This window comes from Pseudomonas sp. IT-P260 (assembly GCF_949768395.1).
Classification (GTDB): domain Bacteria; phylum Pseudomonadota; class Gammaproteobacteria; order Pseudomonadales; family Pseudomonadaceae; genus Aquipseudomonas; species Aquipseudomonas parakoreensis.
Genome location: NZ_CATKPO010000011.1, coordinates 299,529 through 323,264 on the forward strand (window position 1 = coordinate 299,529; position 23,736 = coordinate 323,264).

Annotated in this window: 21 protein-coding genes and 1 pseudogene; 17 read left to right on the forward strand and 5 right to left on the reverse strand. The window is 57.9% G+C overall.

All coding sequences use genetic code 11. From position 1 onward, the window contains the following. The first annotated feature begins 3 nt into the window (after positions 1-3). The 8 genes from icmH to ACM6HV_RS08240 all read left to right on the forward strand — a co-directional run bounded on the left by icmH (position 4) and on the right by ACM6HV_RS08240 (position 11,685). Entirely contained in the window at positions 4-879 is an 876-nt protein-coding gene (gene icmH / locus ACM6HV_RS08205; RefSeq protein ID WP_047297298.1) for a type IVB secretion system protein IcmH/DotU, read from the forward strand. 13 nt (positions 880-892) lie between these two features. Then, the gene (gene tssM / locus ACM6HV_RS08210; protein ID WP_414903945.1) at positions 893-4,432 is read left to right on the forward strand and encodes a type VI secretion system membrane subunit TssM; all 3,540 of its coding nucleotides are present in this window, start codon (positions 893-895) and stop codon (positions 4,430-4,432) included. Continuing rightward, positions 4,432-5,160, forward strand: coding sequence for a PP2C family protein-serine/threonine phosphatase (locus ACM6HV_RS08215; RefSeq protein ID WP_414903946.1), 729 nt, complete (start codon positions 4,432-4,434; stop codon positions 5,158-5,160). The genes tssM and ACM6HV_RS08215 overlap by 1 nt, the downstream gene beginning before the upstream one ends. Next, the gene (locus tag ACM6HV_RS08220) at positions 5,157-6,158 is read left to right on the forward strand and encodes a serine/threonine-protein kinase (RefSeq protein ID WP_027610390.1); all 1,002 of its coding nucleotides are present in this window, start codon (positions 5,157-5,159) and stop codon (positions 6,156-6,158) included. The genes ACM6HV_RS08215 and ACM6HV_RS08220 overlap by 4 nt, the downstream gene beginning before the upstream one ends. Positions 6,159-6,186: 28 nt before the next feature. Beyond that, positions 6,187-8,220: a type VI secretion system tip protein VgrG gene (locus tag ACM6HV_RS08225; RefSeq protein ID WP_414903947.1), complete on the forward strand. Its 2,034-nt coding sequence runs from the start codon at positions 6,187-6,189 to the stop codon at positions 8,218-8,220. 49 nt (positions 8,221-8,269) lie between these two features. Next, a complete protein-coding gene (locus ACM6HV_RS08230) occupies positions 8,270-10,519 on the forward strand; it encodes a hypothetical protein (RefSeq protein WP_414903948.1) in 2,250 nt (749 codons plus the stop codon). A gap of 119 nt (positions 10,520-10,638) precedes the next feature. Continuing rightward, positions 10,639-11,010: a hypothetical protein gene (locus ACM6HV_RS08235; RefSeq protein WP_414903949.1), complete on the forward strand. Its 372-nt coding sequence runs from the start codon at positions 10,639-10,641 to the stop codon at positions 11,008-11,010. 87 nt (positions 11,011-11,097) lie between these two features. Then, positions 11,098-11,685, forward strand: coding sequence for a hypothetical protein (locus tag ACM6HV_RS08240; protein ID WP_414903950.1), 588 nt, complete (start codon positions 11,098-11,100; stop codon positions 11,683-11,685). Here the strand turns inward: ACM6HV_RS08240 and ACM6HV_RS08245 are convergent. Next, the gene (locus ACM6HV_RS08245; RefSeq protein WP_414903951.1) at positions 11,682-11,906 is read right to left on the reverse strand and encodes a hypothetical protein; all 225 of its coding nucleotides are present in this window, start codon (positions 11,904-11,906) and stop codon (positions 11,682-11,684) included. The genes ACM6HV_RS08240 and ACM6HV_RS08245 overlap by 4 nt on opposite strands. Before the next feature lie 154 nt (positions 11,907-12,060). On the opposite strand from ACM6HV_RS08245, the gene ACM6HV_RS08250 reads away from it, so the two are divergent. The 8 genes and pseudogenes from ACM6HV_RS08250 (at position 12,061) to ACM6HV_RS08285 (ending at position 17,792) form a co-directional block, all read left to right on the forward strand. Continuing rightward, complete coding sequence (locus ACM6HV_RS08250) at positions 12,061-12,522, forward strand: XAC2610-related protein (RefSeq protein ID WP_414903952.1); 462 nt, start codon at positions 12,061-12,063, stop codon at positions 12,520-12,522. Positions 12,523-12,542: 20 nt separating this feature from the next. Then, the gene (locus tag ACM6HV_RS08255; protein WP_414903953.1) at positions 12,543-13,907 is read left to right on the forward strand and encodes a lysozyme inhibitor LprI family protein; all 1,365 of its coding nucleotides are present in this window, start codon (positions 12,543-12,545) and stop codon (positions 13,905-13,907) included. A 58-nt stretch (positions 13,908-13,965) separates the two neighbouring features. Further along, the gene (locus ACM6HV_RS08260; protein ID WP_414903954.1) at positions 13,966-14,721 is read left to right on the forward strand and encodes a hypothetical protein; all 756 of its coding nucleotides are present in this window, start codon (positions 13,966-13,968) and stop codon (positions 14,719-14,721) included. Positions 14,722-14,728: 7 nt separating this feature from the next. After that, entirely contained in the window at positions 14,729-15,232 is a 504-nt protein-coding gene (locus tag ACM6HV_RS08265) for a hypothetical protein (protein ID WP_414903955.1), read from the forward strand. Between the two features lie 28 nt (positions 15,233-15,260). Continuing rightward, positions 15,261-15,638 carry a hypothetical protein gene (locus tag ACM6HV_RS08270; RefSeq protein WP_414903956.1) on the forward strand — a complete coding sequence of 126 codons (378 nt, stop codon included), beginning with the start codon at positions 15,261-15,263 and terminating at the stop codon, positions 15,636-15,638. 19 nt (positions 15,639-15,657) lie between these two features. Further along, positions 15,658-16,206 carry a hypothetical protein gene (locus ACM6HV_RS08275; RefSeq protein ID WP_414903957.1) on the forward strand — a complete coding sequence of 183 codons (549 nt, stop codon included), beginning with the start codon at positions 15,658-15,660 and terminating at the stop codon, positions 16,204-16,206. Next, positions 16,193-17,044, forward strand: coding sequence for a tetratricopeptide repeat protein (locus ACM6HV_RS08280; protein WP_414903958.1), 852 nt, complete (start codon positions 16,193-16,195; stop codon positions 17,042-17,044). The genes ACM6HV_RS08275 and ACM6HV_RS08280 overlap by 14 nt, the downstream gene beginning before the upstream one ends. A gap of 2 nt (positions 17,045-17,046) precedes the next feature. Further along, positions 17,047-17,792, forward strand: a pseudogene (locus ACM6HV_RS08285) (lysozyme inhibitor LprI family protein). Between the two features lie 59 nt (positions 17,793-17,851). On the opposite strand, the gene ACM6HV_RS08290 reads toward ACM6HV_RS08285, so the two are convergent. Further along, the gene (locus tag ACM6HV_RS08290; RefSeq protein WP_414903959.1) at positions 17,852-18,214 is read right to left on the reverse strand and encodes a DUF6124 family protein; all 363 of its coding nucleotides are present in this window, start codon (positions 18,212-18,214) and stop codon (positions 17,852-17,854) included. Positions 18,215-18,583: 369 nt separating this feature from the next. On the opposite strand from ACM6HV_RS08290, the gene ACM6HV_RS08295 reads away from it, so the two are divergent. After that, positions 18,584-18,967, forward strand: coding sequence for an SCP2 sterol-binding domain-containing protein (locus ACM6HV_RS08295; RefSeq protein ID WP_414903960.1), 384 nt, complete (start codon positions 18,584-18,586; stop codon positions 18,965-18,967). 254 nt (positions 18,968-19,221) lie between these two features. On the opposite strand, the gene ACM6HV_RS08300 is transcribed toward ACM6HV_RS08295, so the two are convergent. From ACM6HV_RS08300 to ACM6HV_RS08310, 3 genes are all read right to left on the reverse strand, one after another. Next, positions 19,222-20,622 (reverse strand): aminoacyl-tRNA deacylase and HDOD domain-containing protein, encoded by a 1,401-nt coding sequence (locus ACM6HV_RS08300; protein ID WP_041071572.1) that lies wholly within the window; start codon positions 20,620-20,622, stop codon positions 19,222-19,224. 79 nt (positions 20,623-20,701) lie between these two features. After that, a complete protein-coding gene (recG, locus tag ACM6HV_RS08305; RefSeq protein ID WP_198758391.1) occupies positions 20,702-22,777 on the reverse strand; it encodes an ATP-dependent DNA helicase RecG in 2,076 nt (691 codons plus the stop codon). Positions 22,778-22,786: 9 nt separating this feature from the next. Beyond that, positions 22,787-23,716 carry a hydrogen peroxide-inducible genes activator gene (locus tag ACM6HV_RS08310; protein ID WP_007962352.1) on the reverse strand — a complete coding sequence of 310 codons (930 nt, stop codon included), beginning with the start codon at positions 23,714-23,716 and terminating at the stop codon, positions 22,787-22,789. Between the last annotated feature and the right edge of the window lie 20 nt (positions 23,717-23,736).

The window sequence follows — 23,736 nt, forward strand, 5'->3', positions numbered from 1 at the left end:
GCCATGATCAAGGAAACGGATTACAACCAGGACGACAAAACCGTCCTGCTCGATCGTCAGGGCCACGGACCGGCAGCCAGTCCGCTGACCGACTTCGCCGCGCCGCCGCGCTTCGAGCAACTGGAAGAACGGATGATCTACGCCGCGCGCCTGCGCCCGGCGGAAGCGTTCAACATCAGCCTGAATTCGCTGGTGGCAGCGTCGTCCGAACTGCTCTCGGAAGTGGTGCGCCTCAAGCACAGCGAAACCCGCGAAGACCTCTACGCGCTCAACGAGCGCCTGACCGCCGGGCTCAAGCTGTTTGAAGTGCGCGCGTTGCACAACGGCGCTGAAAGCAGTCAGGTGATGGCCGCGCGTTACGTGCTCTGCACCGTGGTCGACGAAGCTGTGGTGACCACGCCGTGGGGCAACGAAAGCGAGTGGTCACAGATGAGCCTGCTCAGCAGCTTCCACAACGAGACCTTCGGTGGCGAGAAGTTCTTTCAGCTGCTCGATCGGCTGTCGAAGAATCCGGTCAAGCACCTGCCGATGCTCGAGCTGATGTACCTGTGCCTGTCCCTCGGTTTCGAGGGCAAGTACCGCGTGCAGGCGCGTGGCATGCTTGAGCTTGAGGGCATCCGCGACGCCCTGTACCGGCAGATCCGTCAGTTGCGTGGCGACGTGCCGCGTGAATTGTCGCCGCACTGGGAAGGCCTCAACGACCAGCGCCGCAACCTGGTGCGCATCGTGCCGGCGTGGATGGTGGTGCTGTTCACGGTGGTCTGCCTGGTGGTGATGTATTCGGGCTTCGCCTGGGTCCTGGGCGAGCAGCGCGACACCGTTCTGCAACCTTATCAGCCGCTTGATCCGGCCGCGGTGCAACCGCAGTCGCAGCCGTAAACAGGGACGTGTGATGAAAAAGTTTTTCAAGAAAGTCGGCGCCTTCCTGCGCCAGACCTGGGTCTGGACTCTGCTGCTGGTGCTGTTCGTGGCGCTGCTGGTGTGGTTCGTCGGCCCGTTGTTGGCGGTGGATGACTACAAGTTCTGGGAGAGCTCGACCTCTCGCTTGCTGACCATCAGCGTCCTGTTCCTGATCTGGGGCCTGACCATGGTCTTCGTCAGCTGGCGCGCGGGCATCCGCAAGAAAGCCGTCGAAGAAACCGAAGACGGCCAGGATCGCATCCGTCGCGACGAACTGATCGAAGAAGAGCAGAAAGAGTTGAAGGCGCGCTTCAAGGACGCGCTGAAAACCCTGAAGACTTCGAGCCTGTATCGCGGCCGCAGCGAGCGCTGGCGCAACGATTTGCCGTGGTACCTGCTGATTGGTCCGCAGGCCTCCGGCAAGACCAGCCTGCTGGACTTCTCCGGGCTGGAATTCCCGATCAACAAGATCGACCGCAAGCTGACCCGCGACACCCTCGGCACCCGGCATTGCGACTGGTACTTCGCCGACCACGGCGTGCTGATCGACACCGCCGGACGTTACACCACCCAGCCGGACGCCGAAGTCGACGGCAGTGCCTGGACCACCTTGCTCGAACTGCTGCGCAAGCGTCGTCGCGGGCGTCCGTTGAACGGTGTGCTAGTGACTATTCCGGTGGAGTCCCTGATCGGTGGCAGCGAGCAGGACATCGACACCCTGGCGCGTCAGGTGCGCGGTCGTCTGCAAGACGTCTATCAGAAACTGCACGTCGATGTGCCGGTGTATCTGGTGCTGAGCAAGGCCGACAAGCTGCTCGGTTTCGACGAGTTCTTCGATCAACTGACCCGCGAAGAAAGCGATCAGGTGCTGGGCACCAGTTTCCGCAAGGATCAGGTCGGCACCGACGTCGCGGTACTGCGCGGCGAGTTCGAAGAGTTGCTGCGGCGCCTGAACAATCAGGTGATCATGCGCATGCACTCGGAACGCGATACCCAGCGCCGTGGCCGCATCCTCGACTTCCCGCATCAACTGGGGCAGATCGGCGAGCGCCTGTGCCTGTTCGTCGACATGGCGTTCACTGGCAACCGCTACCAGCGCGCGTCGCTGCTGCGGGGTTTCTACCTGACCAGTGCGCCGCACCTGACCCAGGAAATGGACGCGACCACCGCCGGCATCGGCGCCAGCCTCGGCATGAGTGCCGGCGTGCTGCCGACTCTGCGCAGTGGCCGTTCGCGCTTCATCCATCATCTGTTCAGCCGGGTGATTTTCCCCGAGTCGGATCTGGCCGGCCTCGACAAGCGCGAGCGCAGCCGCATCCATTGGGGCCAGCGTGCGTTGTACGTTGGCGCACTGGCGGCACTGGCGCTGTTCGGCATGCTTTGGGCCGGTGGTTTCTCGGCCAACTATGAGCGTCTGGAAAACCTGCGCACGCTGGCGCAGAACTGGACTCAGCAGCGTTCGGCGCTGAGCCCGCGTGATGACGCGATGGGCGTGCTGAAAACCCTCGACACCAGCTACGCCGCGACTCAGGTGTTCCCGAAGAAGGGCGACGTCTCGTACCACGAGCGTGGCGGTCTGTATCAAGGCGAAGACGTCAATCCGGTGGTCAGGCAAGCCTACGAGCATGAGCTCGAGGCGCAATTGCTGCCACGGGTCGCGACGATGCTCGAAGGGCAGATCCGCGCCAACATGAAGGACCGCGACAAGCTGCTCAACAGCCTGCGTGCGTACCTGATGCTGAACATGAAAGACCGTCGTGACGCCGTGTGGCTCAAGGACTGGGTCGCCACTGACTGGTCGCAGCGCTACACCGGCAACACTGCGGTGCAGAACGGTCTGAACACTCACCTTGAGCGCCTGCTGAAGCAGCCGTTCATCTACCCGCTGAACGATCAACTGGTGACTCAGGCACGTCAGGTGCTGCGCGCCGAATCGCTGGCCACCGTGGTCTACCGCATGCTCCGCGAGCAGGCGCGCAACCTGCCGGAATACCGTTTCAGCCAGCACCTCGGCCCGCAAGGCTCGCTGTTCATCGGTACCGAATACGTGATCCCGGGGTTCTACACCCAGCAGGGTTATCAGCAGTACTTCTCGGTGCAGGGTTCGGCGCTGGTCACCGACATCCTGCGTGACAACTGGGTGCTGGGTGAAGGCGCGGGCATCAGCGACATGGACTTGCGTCGCCTGATGGTCGAGCTGGAGCAACTGTACTTCCGCGACTACGCCAACTACTGGAGCGAAGCCGTTGGCCAGGTGGCCTTGCCGCCGATCAGCGACGCCGGTGAAGGCGCCGAGCAACTGGCGGGCCTGACGTCGGCCAACTCGCCGGTGCTGGCATTGCTCACTGAAGTACGTGAAAACACGCGCTTCCCGGCCGCTGCCGATCCGGTGGACGAAGCCGGTGATGCCGCCGATGCACTGGCCGGGCAGAAGGGCAAACTGGGCAAGGTCGGCAAACTGGCCTCGGCTGTCGCCGACAAGGCTTCGGCGATGGCCGTGGCGAAAAGCCTGCCGGACACCGCGAAGAAGTCGCTGCAACGGCGCTTCGAGCCGCTGCACCGTTTGCTCGATGACAACAACGGCCCGGCCGCTGACCTGACCCCGGCCATCAGCGCGCTCAACGACCTGCAACTGCAACTGTCCGGTCTGGCCCGTTCCAGCACGCCGGAACAAGCCGCGTTCGAAATGGCGAAAACCCGCATGAGCGGCCAGCGTGATGCGCTGACCAACCTGCGTGCTGCCTCGGGTCGCCTGCCGCGTCCGCTGAGCGTGTGGTTCAACGTGCTGGCTGAAGACTCGTGGCGTCTGGTGCTCAACGATGCTTACCAATACCTGAACGGCCGTTATCAGAACGAGCTGTACAGCGTGTATGGCAAAACCATCAGCAAGCGTTATCCGTTCAGTGCCAGCAGCACCAGCGACGTGGCGATCAGCGACTTCCGCGAGTTCTTCCGGGCTCAAGGCACTGTCGACCGCTTCTTCGACAGCTACATGCGTCCGTTCGTCAGCGGTGATCCGGGCAACTACCGGATGCGCAGCGTCGACGGTCACAGCCTGCCGGTATCGAAGATGTATCTCGACCAGATGGCGGCAGCCCTGACGATTCGTCAGAGCTTCTTCTCGATCAACCCGGCCGAGCCGACCGTACAGTTCAAACTGGAGCCGTACACTCTCGACCCGGCGGTGAGCCGTTCCGAGTTCAAGTTCGGCGACAAAACCATGGAGTACCGCCACGGTCCGATCCTGCCGATGACGTTCAAGTGGCCGACCGATGCTGAAGACGGTCGCACCAGTCTGGTGATGGACAAGATGGCCGGGCGGCCGATCGGCATCGAGAAGAACTCCGGCCCATGGTCGCTGTTCCGTCTGTTCGACCTGATGCAGACCGAGTACCTGACCGGACGCGACGTGCTGGTGCTGAAAGCCGACGTGGGTGGCCTGCGCGCCAACTACCTGCTGACCAGCCAGCGCACGCCGAACCCGTTCGACATGGGCGTGCTGCGCACCTTCCGTATGCCGGTGCAGCTCTGATGCTGGTGGCCAGTCCCTGGCGCAGCGCGGCGCGAACCGACCCGGGCAAGGTGCGGTCGCGCAACGAAGATGCCTTCCTCGACTCGCCACAGCAGGGGCTGTGGGTGGTCGCGGACGGCATGGGCGGTCATCAGGGTGGCGACATCGCCAGCCAGTTGATCGTCGCCAGCCTGGCTGAACTGCCGCAGTACGAGGACTTCGACGAACGCCTCAAAGCCATCCGCCAGTGCCTGCACTGGCTGAACCGGCGCTTGGGGCAAGAGTTGACGGTCACCGCCGGGCGCCACGACAGCATCATGGGCAGCACCGTCGTGGCGCTGCTGGTGGAAGGCAATCGCGCGGCCTGCATCTGGGCCGGCGACAGCCGTTGTTACCTGTGGCGTGGGCAGCGGCTGTATCAGCTGTCCAAGGATCATTCGCTGCAGCAGCAACTGATCGACGAGCAACAGATGAGCGTCGAACAGGCGGCAGCGCACCCGGCGGCTCAGGCCTTGACCCGAGCCGTCGGTGCGGCCGAACAGCTGACCCTGGATGTCCTCGAACTCGAGGTCTATCCGGGCGATGCGTTTTTGCTGTGCAGCGATGGTTTGTACCAAGGACTGAGCAGCGATGCCCTCGGCTGCGCCCTCAGCCTCAGCGCGCCGCACGTGGCGCTGGAACGTCTGTTCGACGGCGCCCTGCGTGGCGCCGCCCGGGACAACCTGACTGCCGTGGTGATCCGCCAATGACTGAAATCGAATCCTCAGTCGATGACTTGCTGATGAGCGAAGAGCAGGCCAGCAACCTGACCTACTTCGCCTTCGCCAAGGCAAACAACGCCGAGCCGTTGCTGGCGCCGACCAAGGCCAGCATCGGTGCATTGCCGGACGTACTCGCCGGCCGCTACCACCTCGAGCGTCTGCTCGGGGCGGGCGGCATGGGTGCGGTTTACAGGGCGCGAGATCTGCTGCACGAGCAGTTCGGCGATCCCGACCCTTACATTGCGCTGAAAATCCTCAGCGAAGAATTTGCCGAATCGCCGGACGCCAGTGCCTTGCTCTACAGCGAGTTCGCCCTGACCCGGCGCCTGCGCCACGACAACGTCGTGCGTGCACACACCTTTGAAGTCGACACCGACTGCCAGCGGGCCTTCATCACCATGGAATACATGCGTGGCCTGACCCTGGACAAATTGCTCTGCGAGCGGCCCCTGGGCCTGCCGTGGAAAGAAACGCGCGACATCGCGTTGCCGCTGCTCGATACGCTGGCCTACGCCCACCGTCGCGGCGTGCTGCACGGTGACATGAAGCCGAGCAACGTCATGCTCAGCGAAGACGGCCTGCGCCTGTTCGACTTCGGTCTCGGCCAGGCAGACGAGGGCGTACTGCCCGGCCTGCCGCACCTGAGCCGCGAGCGTTTCAACGCCTGGACTCCGGGCTACGCCGCCCCCGAACTGCTTGAGGGCCAACCGTTGTCGGCCAGCGCGGACGTGTACGGCGTGGCTTGCGTGATCTATGAACTGGCGAGCGGCAAACACCCGTTCCGCCGCTTGCCCTCGACCCAGGCCCGCGACGAGCACCTGGAGCGCGAGCTGCAAGCCCCGGCGAACTTACCGAAACACGGCTGGCCAGCGTTGCGAACTGCGCTGAGCTTCAATGCGGCAGAACGCACCATCACTGCCGACCAATTGCGTGACGCCTTGGGCGCCACTTCGTCCTGGCTGCAACGGTTGCGACTTCGGGCGTAACGGACGACATTCGAACAGGGAGCGCTTTATGTTCAACCCAGCTAACGAAACCCACTTCAGCCTCAAGGTCGAAGACTACGTGGGCGACCTGCAAGTGCTGTCGTTCACCGGCACCGAAGGCATCAGCCAGCCGTTTCGTTTCGACCTCGAACTGGTCAGCGAAAACCCCGATCTGGACCTGGAAAAGCTCCTGCACAAGCAGGCGTTTCTGGCGTTCGATCCACAAGGGTCAGGCATTCACGGCCAGATCTACCGCGTCGCCCAAGGCGATGCCGGCAAGCGCCTGACCCGCTACAAGGTCTCGCTGGTGCCGCAGCTGCAATACCTGCATCACCGCACCAACCAGCGCATTTACCAGCAGATGTCGGCGCCGAAAATCATCGCGCTGATCCTCGACGAACACGGGATCAAGGGCAACGCCTACAGCTTCCAGCTGAGCCAGCCGTGCCCGGATCGTGACTACTGCGTACAGTACGACGAAACCGATTTGCACTTCGTCCAGCGCCTGTGTGAAGAGGAGGGTATTCACTACCACTTCCAGCACAGCGAAAAGGCTCACCTGCTGGTGTTCGGCGACGACCAGACCGTGTTCCCCGACCTCGGCCAGCCGACCGCGTACGTGCAAGGCAGCGGCATGGTCGCCGAAGAGCCGGTGATCAAAGGCTTCAAACTGCGTCTGGAAACCCGCACCAGCCGCACCACGCGCCGCGACTACGACTTCGAAAAACCGCGCCTGCAAATGGAGGCCGCGTATAAGCCTGACGGCGAGAGCACTGAACCGGATCTCGAAGACTACGACTACCCGGGCCGCTTCATCGACCGTGCGCGAGGCAAGTTCCTCAGCCAGCGCGCCCTCGAACGCCACCGCGCCGACTACCGCCAGGCCGAAGGTCGCGGCGACCAGACCAAGCTGGTCAGCGGCCACTTCATGGCCATGTCCGACCACCCGCGTAGCGAGTGGAACGACCTGTGGCTGCTCACCGAAATCTTCCACGAAGGCAAACAACCGCAAGTCCTCGAAGAAGGCGTGACCAGCGACACCACCGACAACAAGGACGACTTCCACCAAGGCTACCGCAACACCTTCCTCGCCACCCCGTGGGACGTGTTCTACCGCCCAGCCCTCGAACACCCGAAACCGCGCGTGCTCGGCAGCCAGACCGCCATGGTCACCGGCCCCAAAGGCGAAGAAATCCACTGCGACCAATACGGCCGCATCAAAGTGCAATTCCACTGGGACCGCGAAGGCCTGGCCGACGACAAAACCAGCTGCTGGCTACGCGTCTCCAGCTCCTGGGCCGGCGACCGCTACGGTGCGATCAGCATCCCGCGCATCGGCATGGAAGTCCTCGTCACCTTCCTCGAAGGCGACCCCGACCAACCCCTCGTCACCGGCTGCCTGTACCACAAGGAAAACCCGGTGCCGTACGCCCTGCCGGCCAACAAAACCCGAAGCATCTTCAAAACCCTCAGCTCCCCGGGTGGTGGCGGTTACAACGAACTGCGCATTGAAGACAAGAAAGGTGCGGAGCAGATCTACATCCACGCCCAGCGTGATTGGGACGAGAACATCGAGCATGACCAGAAGATTCGGGTCGGCAATGAACGCCACGACACTGTAGTGAAGAACACCTACACCGAACTCAAGGCTGAAGAACACCGCACGACGATCTCCGACCGCAAGGTTGAAGCGAAGCTGGATGACCACCTGACGGTTGGGCAGAACCAGCATGTGAAGCTGGGCACGGCGCAGCTAACCAGCGTGGGGAAAGAGATTCATCTCAAGGCTGGGGACAAGATTGTTATTGAGGCGGGGACGGAGCTGACCATTCTTGGGGGTGGGAGCTTTATCAAGCTGGATGGCGGTGGTGTGACGGTGGTTGGGCCGGTGGTGAAGATTAATGCGGGTGGCTCGCCGGGGAGCGGCACCGGGATCGGGATTAAACCGCCGGTGCTGCCGGGGGCGGCGGATAAGGATAAGGCGGGGAGTTTGATGGATCAGGCGATTGCAAATGCGCCAGAAGAGCCGAAACCAAAAACCAAGTACCTGTTATCGCTGTGACTCCAGCGCTCAATGGATATGAAGAATTTATTAAATATGGACCACACCTATGTTGATTAGCCCTCCATTTCTTCCTGCTCCAACCGCTGGAGAGAGCGACGAAGCGTATTTGAATCGAGCGATGCTTTGCGGTGAGCCAGGCGATGGCTTTTTTCCGATCAGCTTTGATTTGAATTGGCATGGCGGTACTCACCTTAAGGCCCCCAAAGAGGCTGGACGTGCACTGCCGGTACGCGCGATTGCGGATGGAACGCTGGCCTACTTCCGCGAGCCTGCACCCGTGGATACGAGTGAAGATGCCCCTCTGAATTACAGCGGCTGGACGGACAATGGCTGCATTGTTCTTCGGCACGAAACTGAAATTGGAGAGGGTGCAAATTCGAAGGTGGTTTTTTTCTCAATTTATATGCATCTTTCAAAATTAGCGGTGAAAAACCCTACGAAGGGAATGCAGATTTATCGCAAGGAGGCGATTGGTGAGGCCGGTCAGATCTACGGTGCTGGAAATAAAATTCATTTTGAAATTATCGCGGATGATAGCCAAGTTAAAAATTTGATAGGCCGATCCGAGAGGGAGTTGTCATATCAAACCCATCCTGGAAGAAAAGACAGTTGCTGGGGTGATATGTATTTTTACTTGCCTCCAGAAGTCATAGGGTATGCAGAGCATCCTAGTTCATGGACTGATACAAATAATGCTTCGAGTTGTGTGCGCCGTCCGGCAGAAGATCTGTTTGTGCGCATGAGTTATAGTCAAGGACAGTGCCTGCTTAGAACTTATACACTTGAGGGTGAATGTATAGGTGAGCAAAAAGAAGATAAAGATTTTGAGTACGACCTCTATCAAAAGGCAGCAGCTCGATTTGCTGGTTGCCCAAGTGCAGGTTATGAATTACTTCGTTTTGGCCGTGTACTGGGACCGGATCAATTGGTTCCGGCAGGCGCTGCCCATTGGCGTAAGATTGCATTTCCTGACGGCGCCGGGTGGGTTAATTTAAATAGTAGCACTGTCACTATTTTTAGTGATGCCGATTTTCCTCAGTGGCTGGGCTGGAAGCTAGTCGACGATGATACTGATGAAGACAGCCATTGCCAGTCGCCGTATTTACGTACGTTATTGAAACTGGATGAAGACCCATTGTTTCCTCCGTCCAAAGGCATTGTCGAGGCATCCAGATCTCCTGATTTAAAGCACACTCCTGCTAAACCCGAGGAAGAGCACGTTTTAAGCAAGAGTTATCGTGTTAAGAAGCATAATCAAGAGATTATTGAAAAAGAAATTTCAAAGCAGAAGCTTAAAAGATGTATTTTCAAGTTTCCAAGCGAGTGGGGTAAAAGTGATTTCGAAACTCGCTACGGATGGCTGCTCCAGGAGTCAGAGCTTGGACCTCCGATGCCAAAAGGAGATTACGAAAAGCTTAAGGCTCATCAAGAGTCAATGGCTTTCTGGGAGGAGTCTGGTTTAACGGGAATCGGACCAAAGCATTGGCATTTTCCACCGAAAGAGTTTATTGAGGCTTTCAGGAAATGCTCTTGGTTAAGTGTTAATGAGTTAACGCAATGCATTCCAAGGTCATTTGTTGCGGAAGATCACAAGAGCAAAATATTGTATCGCGCAGGAATCAAGTATGCTGGGGCCTTAGAAAGAGCAGAAAATATTCAGATGTCTCTCAATAAGGCGATGCGAAAATACCTAATTGTAACAAAGCAGCGTATGAGCCAGTTTATAGGTAATGGCCTTACAGAGTCTGGTTATTTTTCAAAATTTGCCGAGACTGGTCGTGGTAAGGATAAAAAATACGGTGACTGGTATGGGCGGGGTATTATACAAATCACGCACCAGGAAAATTACCTTAAGTATTTTAAACATCGAGGCAGGTCGGTGGCTAATGCTGCACAAAATATAGTCTGGAGAGATAAGGTCGAGACGGAAACTTATGATCAGGCCGAAAGCGCAGGTTTTTGGTGGGCAGATAATTGCGCCAATAAGACTAGCGATCCAGTTGTTGATAACGCTTTATGGGCTGTCGAAGTATGCGAAGACTATGATTGGAAGACGCACGCCTGTAAAGTTCCTCTCCGTGCGGAAAATAGATTGAGTAATTCGACACTGGATTTGGTCGGTCGCCATATTAATACCGGCAAGCCAACTACAACCACGAAAATGAATGGGCTACCTGATCGCAGAGATGCTTTTACTCATGTGCAGGCTATATTGTCGGACTTGCTCTATGTTAGTTCTACAGTTGGGGAGCCCTTAGCGCCAATACCATCATTTGTTAAAAGGCAAAAGCAATGATCAGATTTTTTGTGCTATATCTACTGTCCTCGTTCTCTCTCGTCTATGCGGGAGATGGTCTAGTGACACAAAGTAATGGCTGCATTATTAAGTCACATGACGTAACCGGTTTTTCAGTTATGAAGTCGGATGAAGGTGTGACTTTTTTAAAATACAAGTACAAGGACGGAAGAACTGAAAATGTTAGGGTTCGATGCAAGGGGATGACACTGGAAGATGCTGTCTCTAACGAGTATGTTCAAGAGAAAGATGGTTTAAAGTTTGGTACGGGCTCTGAACCGTTAGCAAAGGCCGAGCGGATTTCTGGAGGAAATTGGTCTGGTGTCGAGGCAACTTATTTTCTTGATTCAGCTTGCTTTACCACGTCTTTTGAGGCTGGAAAGGAACACGTTTTTTCTATAAATGTATGTGGTGATGATGACGATATAAACGAGTTTCGGAAAAATTTTCTAAATCTGCTAAAGCATTCAGAAACGCATTATGCAGAGTGATGAGGGTGAAATGGGGGCAGACCACGGTTTTAGTAATTGCCCGAAAACGTGGTCTGTTCCATTTTTTCCTCAAAAGGATATATAAAGTTGAAAAAATATTTAACTCTATTTAATCGGTATTTTATTTCGTTTGTAGCTTTTGGCTTCGTAGCGTCTAATGTGTTTGCGGATGCCGCACCCACAATAGGTGAATTCCATCCTACGGTGGTAGCTTCTTTAGGCGAAGAAAAGATCGCTGTATTTTTTTTGAAAAATAGTCTGAAGGCGGTAGCTAAAGAAGAGCATGTTGCCGATGCTGAGATATATTACTCATCATTGAATTCCGGCAAACCTTCTCTAAATTATGTTTGGAAGATTGAGGGAGACCAGATCGTTTCTGTATTTTTCTACGAGTGGAAGTCCCCTGTGAGAGCCGGAAAATCCATGTTTGTATTGACGAAAAGAAAAATTTCTAACTCGGCATTTGACGGTTTTGCTTACTCGGTTATGGAACTCCCAATAAGGAGAGAAGGTGGAAGTGTATCCTTGCTTCATTTCAGTGGTGACTTACCTGACCCAGCTTTAGATAATTGTATGGAGGGGGTTGATCTGGTTGCGGGAAATAAAGTGGTCTGTGCTTATAAAGATGCGGCGAGCATTAAAAGCTACTTTAGCTTGCAGGACAAAAAGCATTAAAAGTTGCGCGCGGCAATAGAGAGAACGGGATGGTTCATTTTTAGTTGAACCTGTCCCGTTAATCGTCTTGCGGTTTTTACTTCCTGCTTCACTGCCAGCTGATTTTCCAGATGAGCCAGCGAGCCAATTTCCATTGTGTTGACGGATTCCCAAAACGAAATGCTCGGTGCTGATGCCCCTTGGCAGAGCACCACAAGCTGGTCTGAAGTCAGCAGCGGCAACGTTGCGGGGACCTACGAGCTCGTGACTCAAGGAACGCAGATCGTCTCGATGACGTATACGAAGAAGTCCAACGGCAAGGTTTACTACTTTGGAAATATCACCAGCGTCGATCTCTCTCTGGAGTCCGGACGCAACTGGGAGTAGGGCGAGTACATGAGATCAAAAGCTCTAGCAGCATCATTGCTCGGCCTGCTGTGGACGATGCCGGTGTTAGCCGAAACCACAACGTTCAGCCCAACCCAGGGCGTCGAAGCGACGCTGGTTCTCGAAGGCTCCACGCTGAACGTCGCGGTTAAAAGCGAAACGCATAACGAGTCGCGGACGGTCGATTTTGAAGCCGTAAACGAACTCCACATGCAGTTCGACGATTTCAATTTCGACGGCGCTCAGGATTTCGCGATCTGGCAGCTCGATGACGGCATGGGCACTTACCATTACTACCGGGTGTTCATTTTCCAAGTCAAAACCGGCACGTTCGAAGAGTTGCAGCCGGACTGCGGCGATGGATTCGTTAATTTGCGTGTCGACAAAAAGCGTAAAGCGTTGCTCAGCACCTGCTGGGAAATGAACATACCCAAGCAATGCGTCATCCGATTCACCAAACGCAAAGCCTGAATGACTCAAGGAAGAACACAGTGAAACGTTTTGTTTTTACCCTGATGGCCTTGCTGCTGCCACTCTCAGCGGTGTACGCGCAGGATGACTGCAGCCATGTCAGCTCAAGCCTGGAAATGGTGCCCTGCTCGGAGGCGGCGAAGAAGGCTGCCGATACGCAGTTGAACCTCAGCTACAAGCAATTGATGGCGCGGCTTGAGTCTGATTATCGAGCGGATCCGGCATTGGGAGCGGAGTACGCAGCGAAGGTTAAAGAATCGCAACGTGCATGGCTGAAGTTGCGCGATGCTAACTGCCCTTTGGAAGCATTCGAGATCGAGACGGGGATGCCGGCGCATGTGTTCGCGGTCAACTCGTGTATCGCCAGAATGAGCCGTGAGCGCTCGGCGTATCTGGACAAGATCGTCCCTGCTCTTTCATCCGACAAGAGCACTTCGACAGCGCCGGCCATCGGCGCTTGTCCTTCGGAGGAATTCCCTGCGTTCCTGACAGCGTTTTCCGCCAGCAGTGAATCACAGCGCCGTCTCACTGCGATGACGGTCAAGTCGCTTGTGTTGAAGCCGGTAGCAGGCAAGGACCATAGTACCTTTGAGCCTTCGACCTCGGGCGTCAGCGGAGCTTCTTTCACCTACCCGCTGATGGCCGCCATCACACCCGGCAAGACACCGGGAGTCGAGATTGAAGAGGTCGATGACAGTCACGTCAACGTGATCGATAAGCGGGCGGGCAACAGCAATGTAAAAATCTTCAACTTCTCACGTCAGGCATGTTGGGTACTTGAGGGCGTCGAAGACTGGTCGATCAGCGAGAATGATCTTGTCGCAACACGTAAACCCGGAATGAGCCGCGCCGAGAACTTCTGCGAACAACGTGCCGAGGCTTTAGGAGGGCTAGGGTTTCTTGAGCAGTACCGTCTAACTGTGGAGTTGATTGAAGCGTCTCTGGAAAATTATGTCTGCGCAGCAGAGTCGGGTGATCCAGAGGCGAGCGAGTCAGCGGCAAGACTGAGCCTTTCGCAGATGGCGTCCCAGCTGGAAACCAGCAAGGTTGAGGCGTTGTTCAAAGCCGCGTCAAAGACGCCGAGTGGTGCATTGGGTTATGCCTCGTTTTTTTGTATGGGGAACTCCACCGATTACGACGGTCCTTGCCTCCACCCCAAGCAGGCAGAAGAGCAGGTCATTCGAGCAATCAACATGGGCTCCATAGAGGCGATGAGTTATCTGGCTTCTACCTTTGAGGGTGGCGAGTTGGGAACAAAGGATATGTCCCGAGCGTTAGCCTGTTATCAAATGGCGGCTGATAAAGGTCACCGGTTGAGCATCGACAACGTGGCGCGATTGAAGTCGCAAGATCCAGAGCCGATCAAGGCGAGCCACTGCATTTGAAACTCGGAGCGCGGATGTGTCGCGATTCTTTGCCGTTAAATTCTAAGTGAGTGGAACTGTGCCTGATGAATTGTCGATTCCGGGTTTCGTGAGACCTCGTTATCTGCGGGTATTGCTGATCAGCGTTGCTGCGTTCGCTCAGGCCAGTCATGCCGCCGCAAGTGTTGTCTCGGTGGGCAATGCGTCGGGTCAGTCGCAGATCGCGCAAGGCCCATCCGAAGCTGCGGTCGACATGACACCTTGTCGTTTCTCAATGACGCTCTCGAAAGATCAATGGTTGCAGTTCAATACGCCTGATCTGGTATTCATTGCGGCCAAACAACAGCCTGAAACCTCTAGCGCCCCGCGTTTATCGCAGGCTCAGACCTCGACGGGTTATGAGTGGAATTTCGAAAAGCCCACAAACTTGAGCCAGCCCTGGTTCGGTGTCATGTGTGAAAACACCAACAACTTTTCTGTGCTCACCACTCAGAAGCCGCCGCTTGATGACACGATTGAGTTGCAACTTGTGCGAGAGAGTAACGACCGTAAATGCCCGGCGACCCTGACCGATCATGGTTGGGAGCCTACGTCGCTGGCGGGGCCAAAAAACAGATACACCTTTGAGGCATTAGGTGGGGAGAGGTCCTCGGGGTTCATCTTCGGTTTCCATGACAAGTCACGACGTCACATCACCCGCGTTGCTTTCTGCCTGCTGCGTGGCGAAAGCGTGTTGATAGGCTCGGCGGAGTCAGGCTCGGCCATACCGTTGGCGATCAGCGCCGAAGGATTTGAAGAAATCAAAACAGCGGTGCGCAGCATGGCTTTTGAGTAAGCCTACGATGACCGAACGGAGTTACAGCGTGAAGGGATGTTCAGTTTTACTCGGCGGCCTCTTGGCCATTGTCGCGTCCGTGGCTTTCGCCGCTGACCCGGACTTCAAGGATTACACCGTCACCCCAGAGTTCACTGGTATCAATCACGAACCGGTGTCGCAAGAACACAGCAACCCGAGGATGGATAAGGATCGTGCACAGGCACTCAAACGCAAGGTCAACTTTGCCGGCCACTACTTCCTGTACCGAGTCGGCTGTGGTGGCAGTGCCATTTGCGGCGAAGTGCTGGATGCGCGCACGGGGGAGGTTGTTGTGGGGCTGCCGAATGCGTACGACGGCAATACCTTCAGCCTGTCGAACAAGCCCGATAGCCGTCTGCTCATTGTTTCCGGCATTGCGGCCGATATCGAAGAAGACGCGCAGGGTAATGAGCTCGAAAGCCGTTACAGAACCCCCTACTTCGAGTTTGTGAACAACGAGTTCCGGCTGCTGACGTTCAAGGATTTGTGATCGCCGCCGTTTGATTAAGGATGATTGGATGAACCGCTTTTCCATTCGGCCCATGCTGAGTGCACTTCTTCTGTTGCCCCTCACCTACGCCATTCCGGCAACTGCCGAAGCCGGGAGTTGCTACGGCTATCTCACCAAAATGGTCAGGAGCAGCAACTTCCCGTTTCGCTATGTCGGCAAGGACAAGGTCAACCTGCTGATTGATGAAGACGACGGTGAAATGGTGCGAGCCCAGTTGCTATTTGATACGGACGGCACCGGCACTATCGGCTGGATCAAATACACCCCGGTCACTCGGGTTCTGCTCAATACCTCGGCTGAACTGGAAGAGCCGGTGGAGTTGTCATTCGATGCTAAATTCGCCGATGGCTACGCAAAGTGCCTGGCTGGACAACAGGCCGGTTAACGGCAAAAGGGAATTTTCCATGAATCAGTATCTTTTCGCGGGCAGCCTTTCGCTGTTGCTCTCGTTTCCAGCTTTCGCCGCTCCCAAGGACGCCTACACCCAGCGCGATGTCATGCAATGTGGCGGCGTTGAAGTGGTGATGGTGTCGTCCTGCCGATCCGTGACGGTGGATGACGCGGAAACCCACCTCATCCCGGTTTGCTCCGACCAGACGATCAACATTGGCGGCAAAGTGTTGCGGCGCAATATCGACAAGGTTTCACAGCTCACGTCTGACGGTAAGAAGACGAAGATGCTGAGTAACGTGGCAGTGGAGATGGATTGTGTAAAAGGAAGCAAGGGCAGCCTGGTGTTCATCGGCGGTTATGGCGGGTGTGGATCCTGCCCGGAGTGGCGCGGGTATTACTCCACCGCTGGAAGGTTGGAGCATTACAGCTACAGCAATAGTTATCGGTCGTTTGGTTCGAAGGGGTCCTGGGAAGGGCTCATAGAGGCTTATGGCATCACTGAAAGACAGTTACAGCAAACAAGCCCTGCGGCTAAAAGGATCGAGTATGGGCAGCCTTAGATCCGCACTATTGCTCGCGAGTCTGTTGCTGGCGAATGGGGCTACGGCAGAAGAAGTGCGAGTCACTGGAGTCGACGGGCACACACTGACATTGCATTTGAAAGCAAAAGTATGGCCCGAACACTCAGTGGAAGCGGCGAGCGCGACCTTTACCGCGAATGGAAAAACATTCCCGCTCTACGGAACCGATATTGGGGTCGAAGTCCTTCCTCGATGGCTTAGCCCTGACAAGAAGACCTTACTCGTGAACCAAACAATGTATGGAATGTTGTCAGACGGGAGTGGTGAAGACAGCTTCCAGTCACGAAGTCACTGCGATGTGATTTCGATGGAGACCGGTTGTGTGCTGCTTCAGCGTGATGATCAGTTCTGCGCTGGCAAATGGGTGGGCAATAGCTGGACTACCGACGAGGGTGAAGTACTCAAACCTGAAATGGAGACACCTTCCCCACAGGCACTACTGAAAACCCTCTCGAACATTGAATCTGCGCAATATCGAGCCAGCGAGATCGAATGGAGCTTGGTCATGGGGGCGGATTCGTACATGGCTTGCCATCCACCGGCTCGAAATGTTCAGGGTCTTAATGATCTTGGCTTCTATTTAGCCGAGGGCGGCAACGATGCACTGGCGCTGAAGTTGTATCGCGGCGTTGAGGCCGTCGGTAAACGCACAGTACTGATGTTGAACATCGCCGATTCACTCTGGCGCCTTGATCGCAAAGATGAAGCGCAGCGCTATTACAGCCAGTACCGCGACGCGATGAGCGCCGAGGGCAAGGCGCAGAAAATACCTCAACGCGTAGTTGAGCGATCCGTTATTCAGGGAATGAAACATTGAACATGTTTGTGCGCTTTATCGCGTTGTCCTTTGTATGCCTGTTTGCCTCTCTTGCGATGGCCGAGGACGACTGCAAGGAAATCACCGTGAGCGCCCAGGTCGATCGGTGTGTGGAGGCCGCCCGCAAGGAAGCCGACACGCAACTCAATGCCAGCTACAAGAAACTGCTGGGACGGTTTGAGGCTCAACAACGGCTTGACCCTGAGCAGGGCAAGGCGCTGGTCGCCATGGCCAGAGAATCCCAGCGCGCTTGGATCAAGCTACGCGACACCACATGCCCGCTTGAAGCCACGGAAATCGAGCCAGGGGTGGCAGCGCATGTCACGACGATCAACAACTGCATGGCCAGACTGAGTCTGGAGCGTGCGGCTTACCTGGACACAATCGTCGCTGATGAGCCGATCTCAACAAGGTGTACCTGTCCGGCTCCCAGCGCTTCGGCGATGTCGTGGCGCGCTATGTCAGCACGTTTGGCAGTTCATGCCTGACAGTCCAGATACTGGCGCCCAACAGCGGTTGGAAAGTGCTGTCCTCCAAGCGGTTCTGCAGTTTCGAAGGCAAGGCATTTTGGACGGACTATGCCGATGCCGGGTTTGAGGATCATGCGTTTGCTGAGGATGGGTTGCACGTGACGCTCAGTTTGACGGAGCTTCGTGGACTCGGAGAGAAGCGTCTCGTTTGTTTGATTCCGATTCAGAGCGAGCAAATCAAAGAACTGAAGTGTGATGGGGCTGAGCCTGGTGCATAGCTGGCCCGAAATATTCAGAAAGGGGACTTAACGTCCCCTTTTTTCATCCGCAAATTTCGCTAGGACTTGGCTGCAACGTTCCGCACTTCAATGTGGTCGAGCGTCCCTTCCACCATCAATCGCACCCCATCCGCCATTCTGCTCAGGGCCAGTGCAACCGAGCGGCGGGAGCCGTGGAGGTCGTCGGCGAGGTCGCAGGCGATGGCGCTGATGGACAGGAGGTCTTCGGAGGCGTTGGCCATGAGGGCTTCGGCGTCGGTGCCGGGGGTGAGGCTGAAGAGGCCGGTTTCGCGTTTGGGTTGGGATTCGGTGCGCGGTTTGAAGTGGTGGTCGAGGGCGCGTTCGGCGGCTTCGTGGAGTTTTCTTGAATCGACAGATTCGTAGGGCGAGGTGTCCTCAGTGTTGGGTGTCGGGTTGGTCATCGGCGTAAATCCTTTGGAGTTAGAAGAGATTTGCTCCGGATTTCGGACTTGCACATCCGGTCACCGATTTGGCGGTGACAAGCAAAGGCTATCGACGAACTGCCAACCTGCCTAGTTCATAGGTATCGCGGCACTTTGCAGGAAATTTCCCATAGGTTTGCAGGCCGGAAGATCAAAAGATCGCAGCCTTCGGCAGCTCCTACAGGGATGTGTTTCAACAGGTGTAGGACGGTGGGTGCAGAAGTGTGACTTGGCGGTCATCGTGCGGGAAATTGGCTGCATCATCTTCCAATAGCGGCAGATAGTGGCGTTATCGTATGAATCCCTTACACTGCCCCGGCCGTTCATTTTCCTTTTGAGGCTGTGCGCATGAAATTTCGTTTTCTTCTGTGGATGATGGGTTTGTTGATGGGGAAGGCCAGCCGGACAAATCCTGCGTTCCAGCAGCAGTTGGGTGACAAGGATCTGGTGTTTCAGCTGCAGACGCTGGACGGGAAAGTGGCGCGGCATTTCGTGGTGAAGGATCAGCGCATTACCAGCAAGTCTGGGATGGTGGCGGAGCCGGCGTTTGCGATTGCGTTCAAGGATGCGGGTTATGCCTTTGTCACGATGCAGGCGAAGAACAAGCAGCTGGCGTTCATGCAGGGGATTCAGGACAAGTCGATCCAGCTGAAGGGGAATCCGGCGCTGGTGATGTGGTTTCAGGGGTTGATGAAGTATTTGAAGCCGAGGAAGGCCAAGCCCAAGGCTTGAGCCGAGTCTTGATGAGAAGAGCTTTTGTGGCGAGGGAGCTTGCTCCCGCTGGGCTGCGGAGCGGCCCTGAACCCTGAGGCCTTGTTGTGTCAGGCATGCCTTGTTGGCTGGATTTGCGACTGCTGCGCAGTCGAGCGGCAGCAAGCTCCCGCCACAGGTGCTCAGTACATCCAGGAAACCGAGGTGAATTCTTCGCGAGCAGGCTCGCTCCCACAGGGGTTGTGTAAGCCTTGGGGGAGCGGGCCTGTTTTGGTTCAGGCCTGGCTGAACTGCGAGGCCAGTTCCCGCAGCAGGACTTCGGCTTCGAGGACTTTGCTGACCACGTCGTTGGCTTTGTCGCGGGTCAGGCCGACGCGTTCGAGCAGGGCGTCGGGGATGTCTTCGTCGGGGCCGGAGCCGATGCCGCGGCTGCGCAGCAGGCGCACGGCCAGGCAGACGAGGTTCGGGTATTCGGCGTAGGCGCCGTCGTAGCTTGGGTCGTGCTGGAAGCGCAGGGCGGTGGCCAGCTCATCGGGCATGTCCCAATAGCGCATCAGCCACGAGCCGATCTGTTCGCGGCTGATGCCCAGCAGGTGCTGCTCGATGTAGCTATGGCACAGGTGCGGGTTGACCTCCAGGTGGCGGCAGATCAGCGAGAAGTGCGGCGGGAACACGTGGGCCAGCAGCAGGTAACCGAAGTTGTGCAGCAGACCGGCCAGGTAGGTCAGGCCGGCTTCCGGGCGCTGGGCACGCGGCATGGCGCGGGTCAGGCCTTCGATGACGGCGGCGGTGTAGATCGATTGCTGCCAGTACGGCGTGGTGTGTTGCGGATGGTCCTTCGGCAGGCTCAGGGTCTTGCCGAGGGCCAGGCCCAGCGCGAGGTTGATCACCAGATCGAAGCCCAGTACGCGAACGATCGCGTCTTCCACCGAACGGATCTTGCCCGGCGAAGCGTAGTACGGCGACGCCGCCCAGCTCACCACTTGTGCAGCCAGCGCCGGGTCGGTTTCGACCACGCCGGTGATGTCGTCGATGGTGGCGTTGGGGTCGACGCGCAGCTTGATGATTTTTTGCGCCGTCTCGGCCAGCGGCGGAATCTCGATGGTCGCTTCCAGACGCTGCTGAATCCGGCGTGCAGTGAACGCCTGTACGGCCTGGGTGATTTCCTCGCGGTCATCGTCCGGACGATCAAGGTTCGGGCGGATGCTGCTCAGGGCTTCGCCGAAGTTGGCGGCGCTGGCCTTGGTCAGCATGCTCTTGAAGGCTTCGCTGGTGATCTCCAGCAGCACGCCCGGCTCGCCAGAGTTGATCAGCAGCTTCGGCTCGCGCAGCAGGCTTTCTTCGTAGAGGCACGGCGAACTGGTTAGCGCCGGCAGGCCCGGCAGCAGGCTCAGGCTGTGTTTGCCGAGCATCTTTTCCAGGCGCTCGGTGGACACGGCGGTCAGGCGCCGGCCCGTCAGTTCGGCGAGGCGATTGAGGTCGAGCAACTGGCTCTGCGGAAACAGCACCATCAGCGCGCCCACGGCGTCGTCCAGCAACACGGCTTGTACCTTGCGCGAAGCATTGAGGCCGTGGTGGTCGAGCACTTCTTCGTAGGCGATACCCAGCTTGCCGAGCAGCAGCCGAATTACAGACGGCGCGTGCGGGAGTTCGGGGGCGAGAGCTGCGTCAGTCATGGTCTGTATCCGTTTTTGAAACAATGGCAGGAGTATAACCAGCTCTGTCGGAACGATCCTTCACAAACTGCGACGGTGCTCACACTTGGCCGTATTGCTGCCCATGGCGCAGCCAGCGGTCGAGCAATGGGCTGACGTGGGTTGGCCAGCGTTCCAGCAGCGCTTGCGCGGCATCGCGCACGGCGGGCAGCAAGTCGGCGTCGCGCATCAGGTCGGCGACCTTGAATTGCAGCAGGCCGGTCTGACGGGTGCCGAGCATTTCGCCGGGGCCGCGCAGTTCGAGGTCTTTTTCGGCGATGACGAAACCGTCGTTGGTCTCGCGCATGATGCCCAGGCGCTGGCGGCCGATCTGTGACAGCGGCGGATGGTAAAGCAGCACGCAATGGCTGACCGCGCTGCCCCGGCCGACGCGGCCACGCAACTGGTGCAATTGTGCAAGGCCGAGGCGCTCGGGGTTTTCGATGATCATCAGGCTGGCGTTGGGCACGTCGACGCCGACTTCGATCACGGTGGTAGCAACCAGCAGTTGCAGATTGCCGGCCTTGAATTCAGCCATGACCGCCGCTTTTTCCGCTGGTTTCATGCGCCCATGGATCAGCCCAACCTTGAGCTCGCCGAGGGCGGCGGTGAGGTCTTCGAACGTGGTTTCGGCGGCCTGACAGGTCAGCTCTTCCGACTCTTCGATCAGCGTGCACACCCAATAGGCCTGACGCCCTTCGGCGCAGGCGCTGCGCACCCGTTCGATGACTTCGACGCGGCGGGTGTCGGTGACCAGCACGGTGTTGACCGGGGTGCGACCAGGCGGCAGTTCGTCGAGGATCGAGGTGTCGAGGTCGGCGTAGGCGCTCATCGCCAGCGTGCGTGGAATCGGCGTTGCGGTCATGATCAGTTGATGCGGGCACATGCGCCCACCGACGCCTTTCTGCCGCAGCGCCAAGCGTTGCTGGACGCCGAAGCGGTGTTGTTCGTCGATGATCACCAACGCCAGATTCTTGAATTGCACTTCGTCCTGGAACAGCGCATGGGTACCGACCACCATCGGCGTGCCGCTGGCGATCTGTTCCAGCGCGGCGACGCGGTTCTTGCCCTTGAGCTTGCCGGCCAGCCACGCCACGTCGATGCCCAGCGGTTCGAGCCAGCGCTTGAAGGTGATGAAGTGCTGTTCGGCGAGGATCTCGGTCGGCGCCATCAGCGCGACCTGATAACCAGCCTCCAGCGCTTGCAGCGCAGCGAGGGCGGCGACCACGGTTTTGCCCGCGCCGACGTCGCCCTGAATCAGGCGCAGCATCGGTTCGTGCTGGCTGAGGTCGTAGGCGATTTCGTTGCCCACGCGTTGCTGGGCGCCGGTCGGGTTGAAGCCGAGGTTAGCCAAATACTTCGGCGGCAACTTCGTCGCTTTCGGCATCGCTGGTGCGCGCAGTGAACGCAGGCTTTCGCGCAGACGTTGTTGCGACAGTTGATGGGTCAGCAGTTCTTCGAAAGCGAGGCGATGCTGGGCCCAGTGATGACCGAGGGCGAGCTCATCGACGTCGGCGTCGGCGGGCGGATTGTGCAGGTAGCGGATCGCATCGGCCAGCGGCGCCAGTTGGTAGTCGCGGGCCAGTTCGGTCGGCAACCAGTCGGGCAGGGTGTTCGGCTTGAGCAGGGTCAGGGTCTGCATGCACAACTGGCGCAGGCGCTGTTGGGTCAGGCCTTCGGTGAGCGGGTAGACCGGGGTCAGGGTTTCATCCACGGGCGGCGGTTCGTCGCCGGTGATGGCGCGGTATTCCGGGTGGTAGATTTCCAGTCCCGAGGCGCCGGGTCGCACTTCGCCGTAGCAGCGAATCCGCGTGCCGCGCTTGAGGCCTTCTTTCTGCGCATTGCTGAAATGGTAGAAGCGCAGGCTCAGCCCGCCAGTGCCGTCCTGCATGCGCACGACGAGGCTGCGCCGCCGGCCCATGACCACGTCGGCACCGCTGACGGTACCTTCGACCACCGCGTCCTGGCCCGGGCGCAAGTGGCCGATCGGCACCACGCGGGTGCGATCCTGATAACGCAGCGGCAGGTGAAACAGCACGTCCTGGAGGTTTTCCAGGCCGACCTTGGCCAGTTTCTCGGCCATGGCATCGCCGACACCCTTGAGTGCCGTCACCGACACTTGCGACAGCTCGGTCATGACCCTGGCTTAACCGGCCGTGACCGGCGCGGCGGGCTTGGCCACCGAGCACAGGCGAACGGAGTCGGCGAGGATCTCGATGGCTTTCGGCCGCGGGAAGCTCGCACGCCAGGCGATGGCGACGGTGCGGAATGGCACCGGCGCCGACAGCGGCCGCACTTCGATCACGCCTGGGGCGTAGTGATGGCTGTCCACCGCCGACAGCGGCAGGATCGAGATCCCCAGACCGGACGCGACCATGTGGCGGATGGTTTCCAACGAGCTGGATTCCACCGTAGTGTGTTTGGCGCCGTCGTTGCCCTTGGTCAGGGTCGGGCAGGCCTCAAGCACCTGGTCGCGGAAGCAATGGCCTTCGCCGAGCAGCAGCAGGCTCTTGTCGTTGAGCAGGCCCGGGTCGATGGATTCTTTTTGCGTCCACGGGTGCTGGGCTGGCATCAAGACGTAAAACGGCTCGTCGTACAACGGCAGGGTCAGCACGTCGGCTTCGTTGAACGGCAGGGCGATGATGATTGCATCGAGCTCACCGTTGCGCAGTTTGTCGCGCAGCACGTGGGTGAAGTTTTCTTCGATGTACAACGGCATCTGCGGGGCGACCCGGTGCAGTTGCGGAATCAGGTGCGGGAACAGGTACGGCCCGACGGTGTAGATCGCGCCGACTTTCAGCGGGGCGGTCAGCTGGTTCTTGCCGGCCTGGGCCAGTTCACGGATGCCTTGCGCCTGCTCCAGGACTTTCTGCGCCTGGGCGACGATGCCTTCGCCGACCGGGGTCAGGCGTACGGCGCTTTTGCTGCGCTCGAAAATCAGCACACCGAGTTCGTCTTCAAGTTTTTTCACGCCTACCGAGAGGGTCGGCTGACTGACGTGGCAACGCTCGGCGGCGTGGCCGAAGTGCTGCTCTTGGGCGAGGGTAACGATGTAGCGTAATTCTGTGAGGGTCATAGCGAGCGTCCATGAAGTTG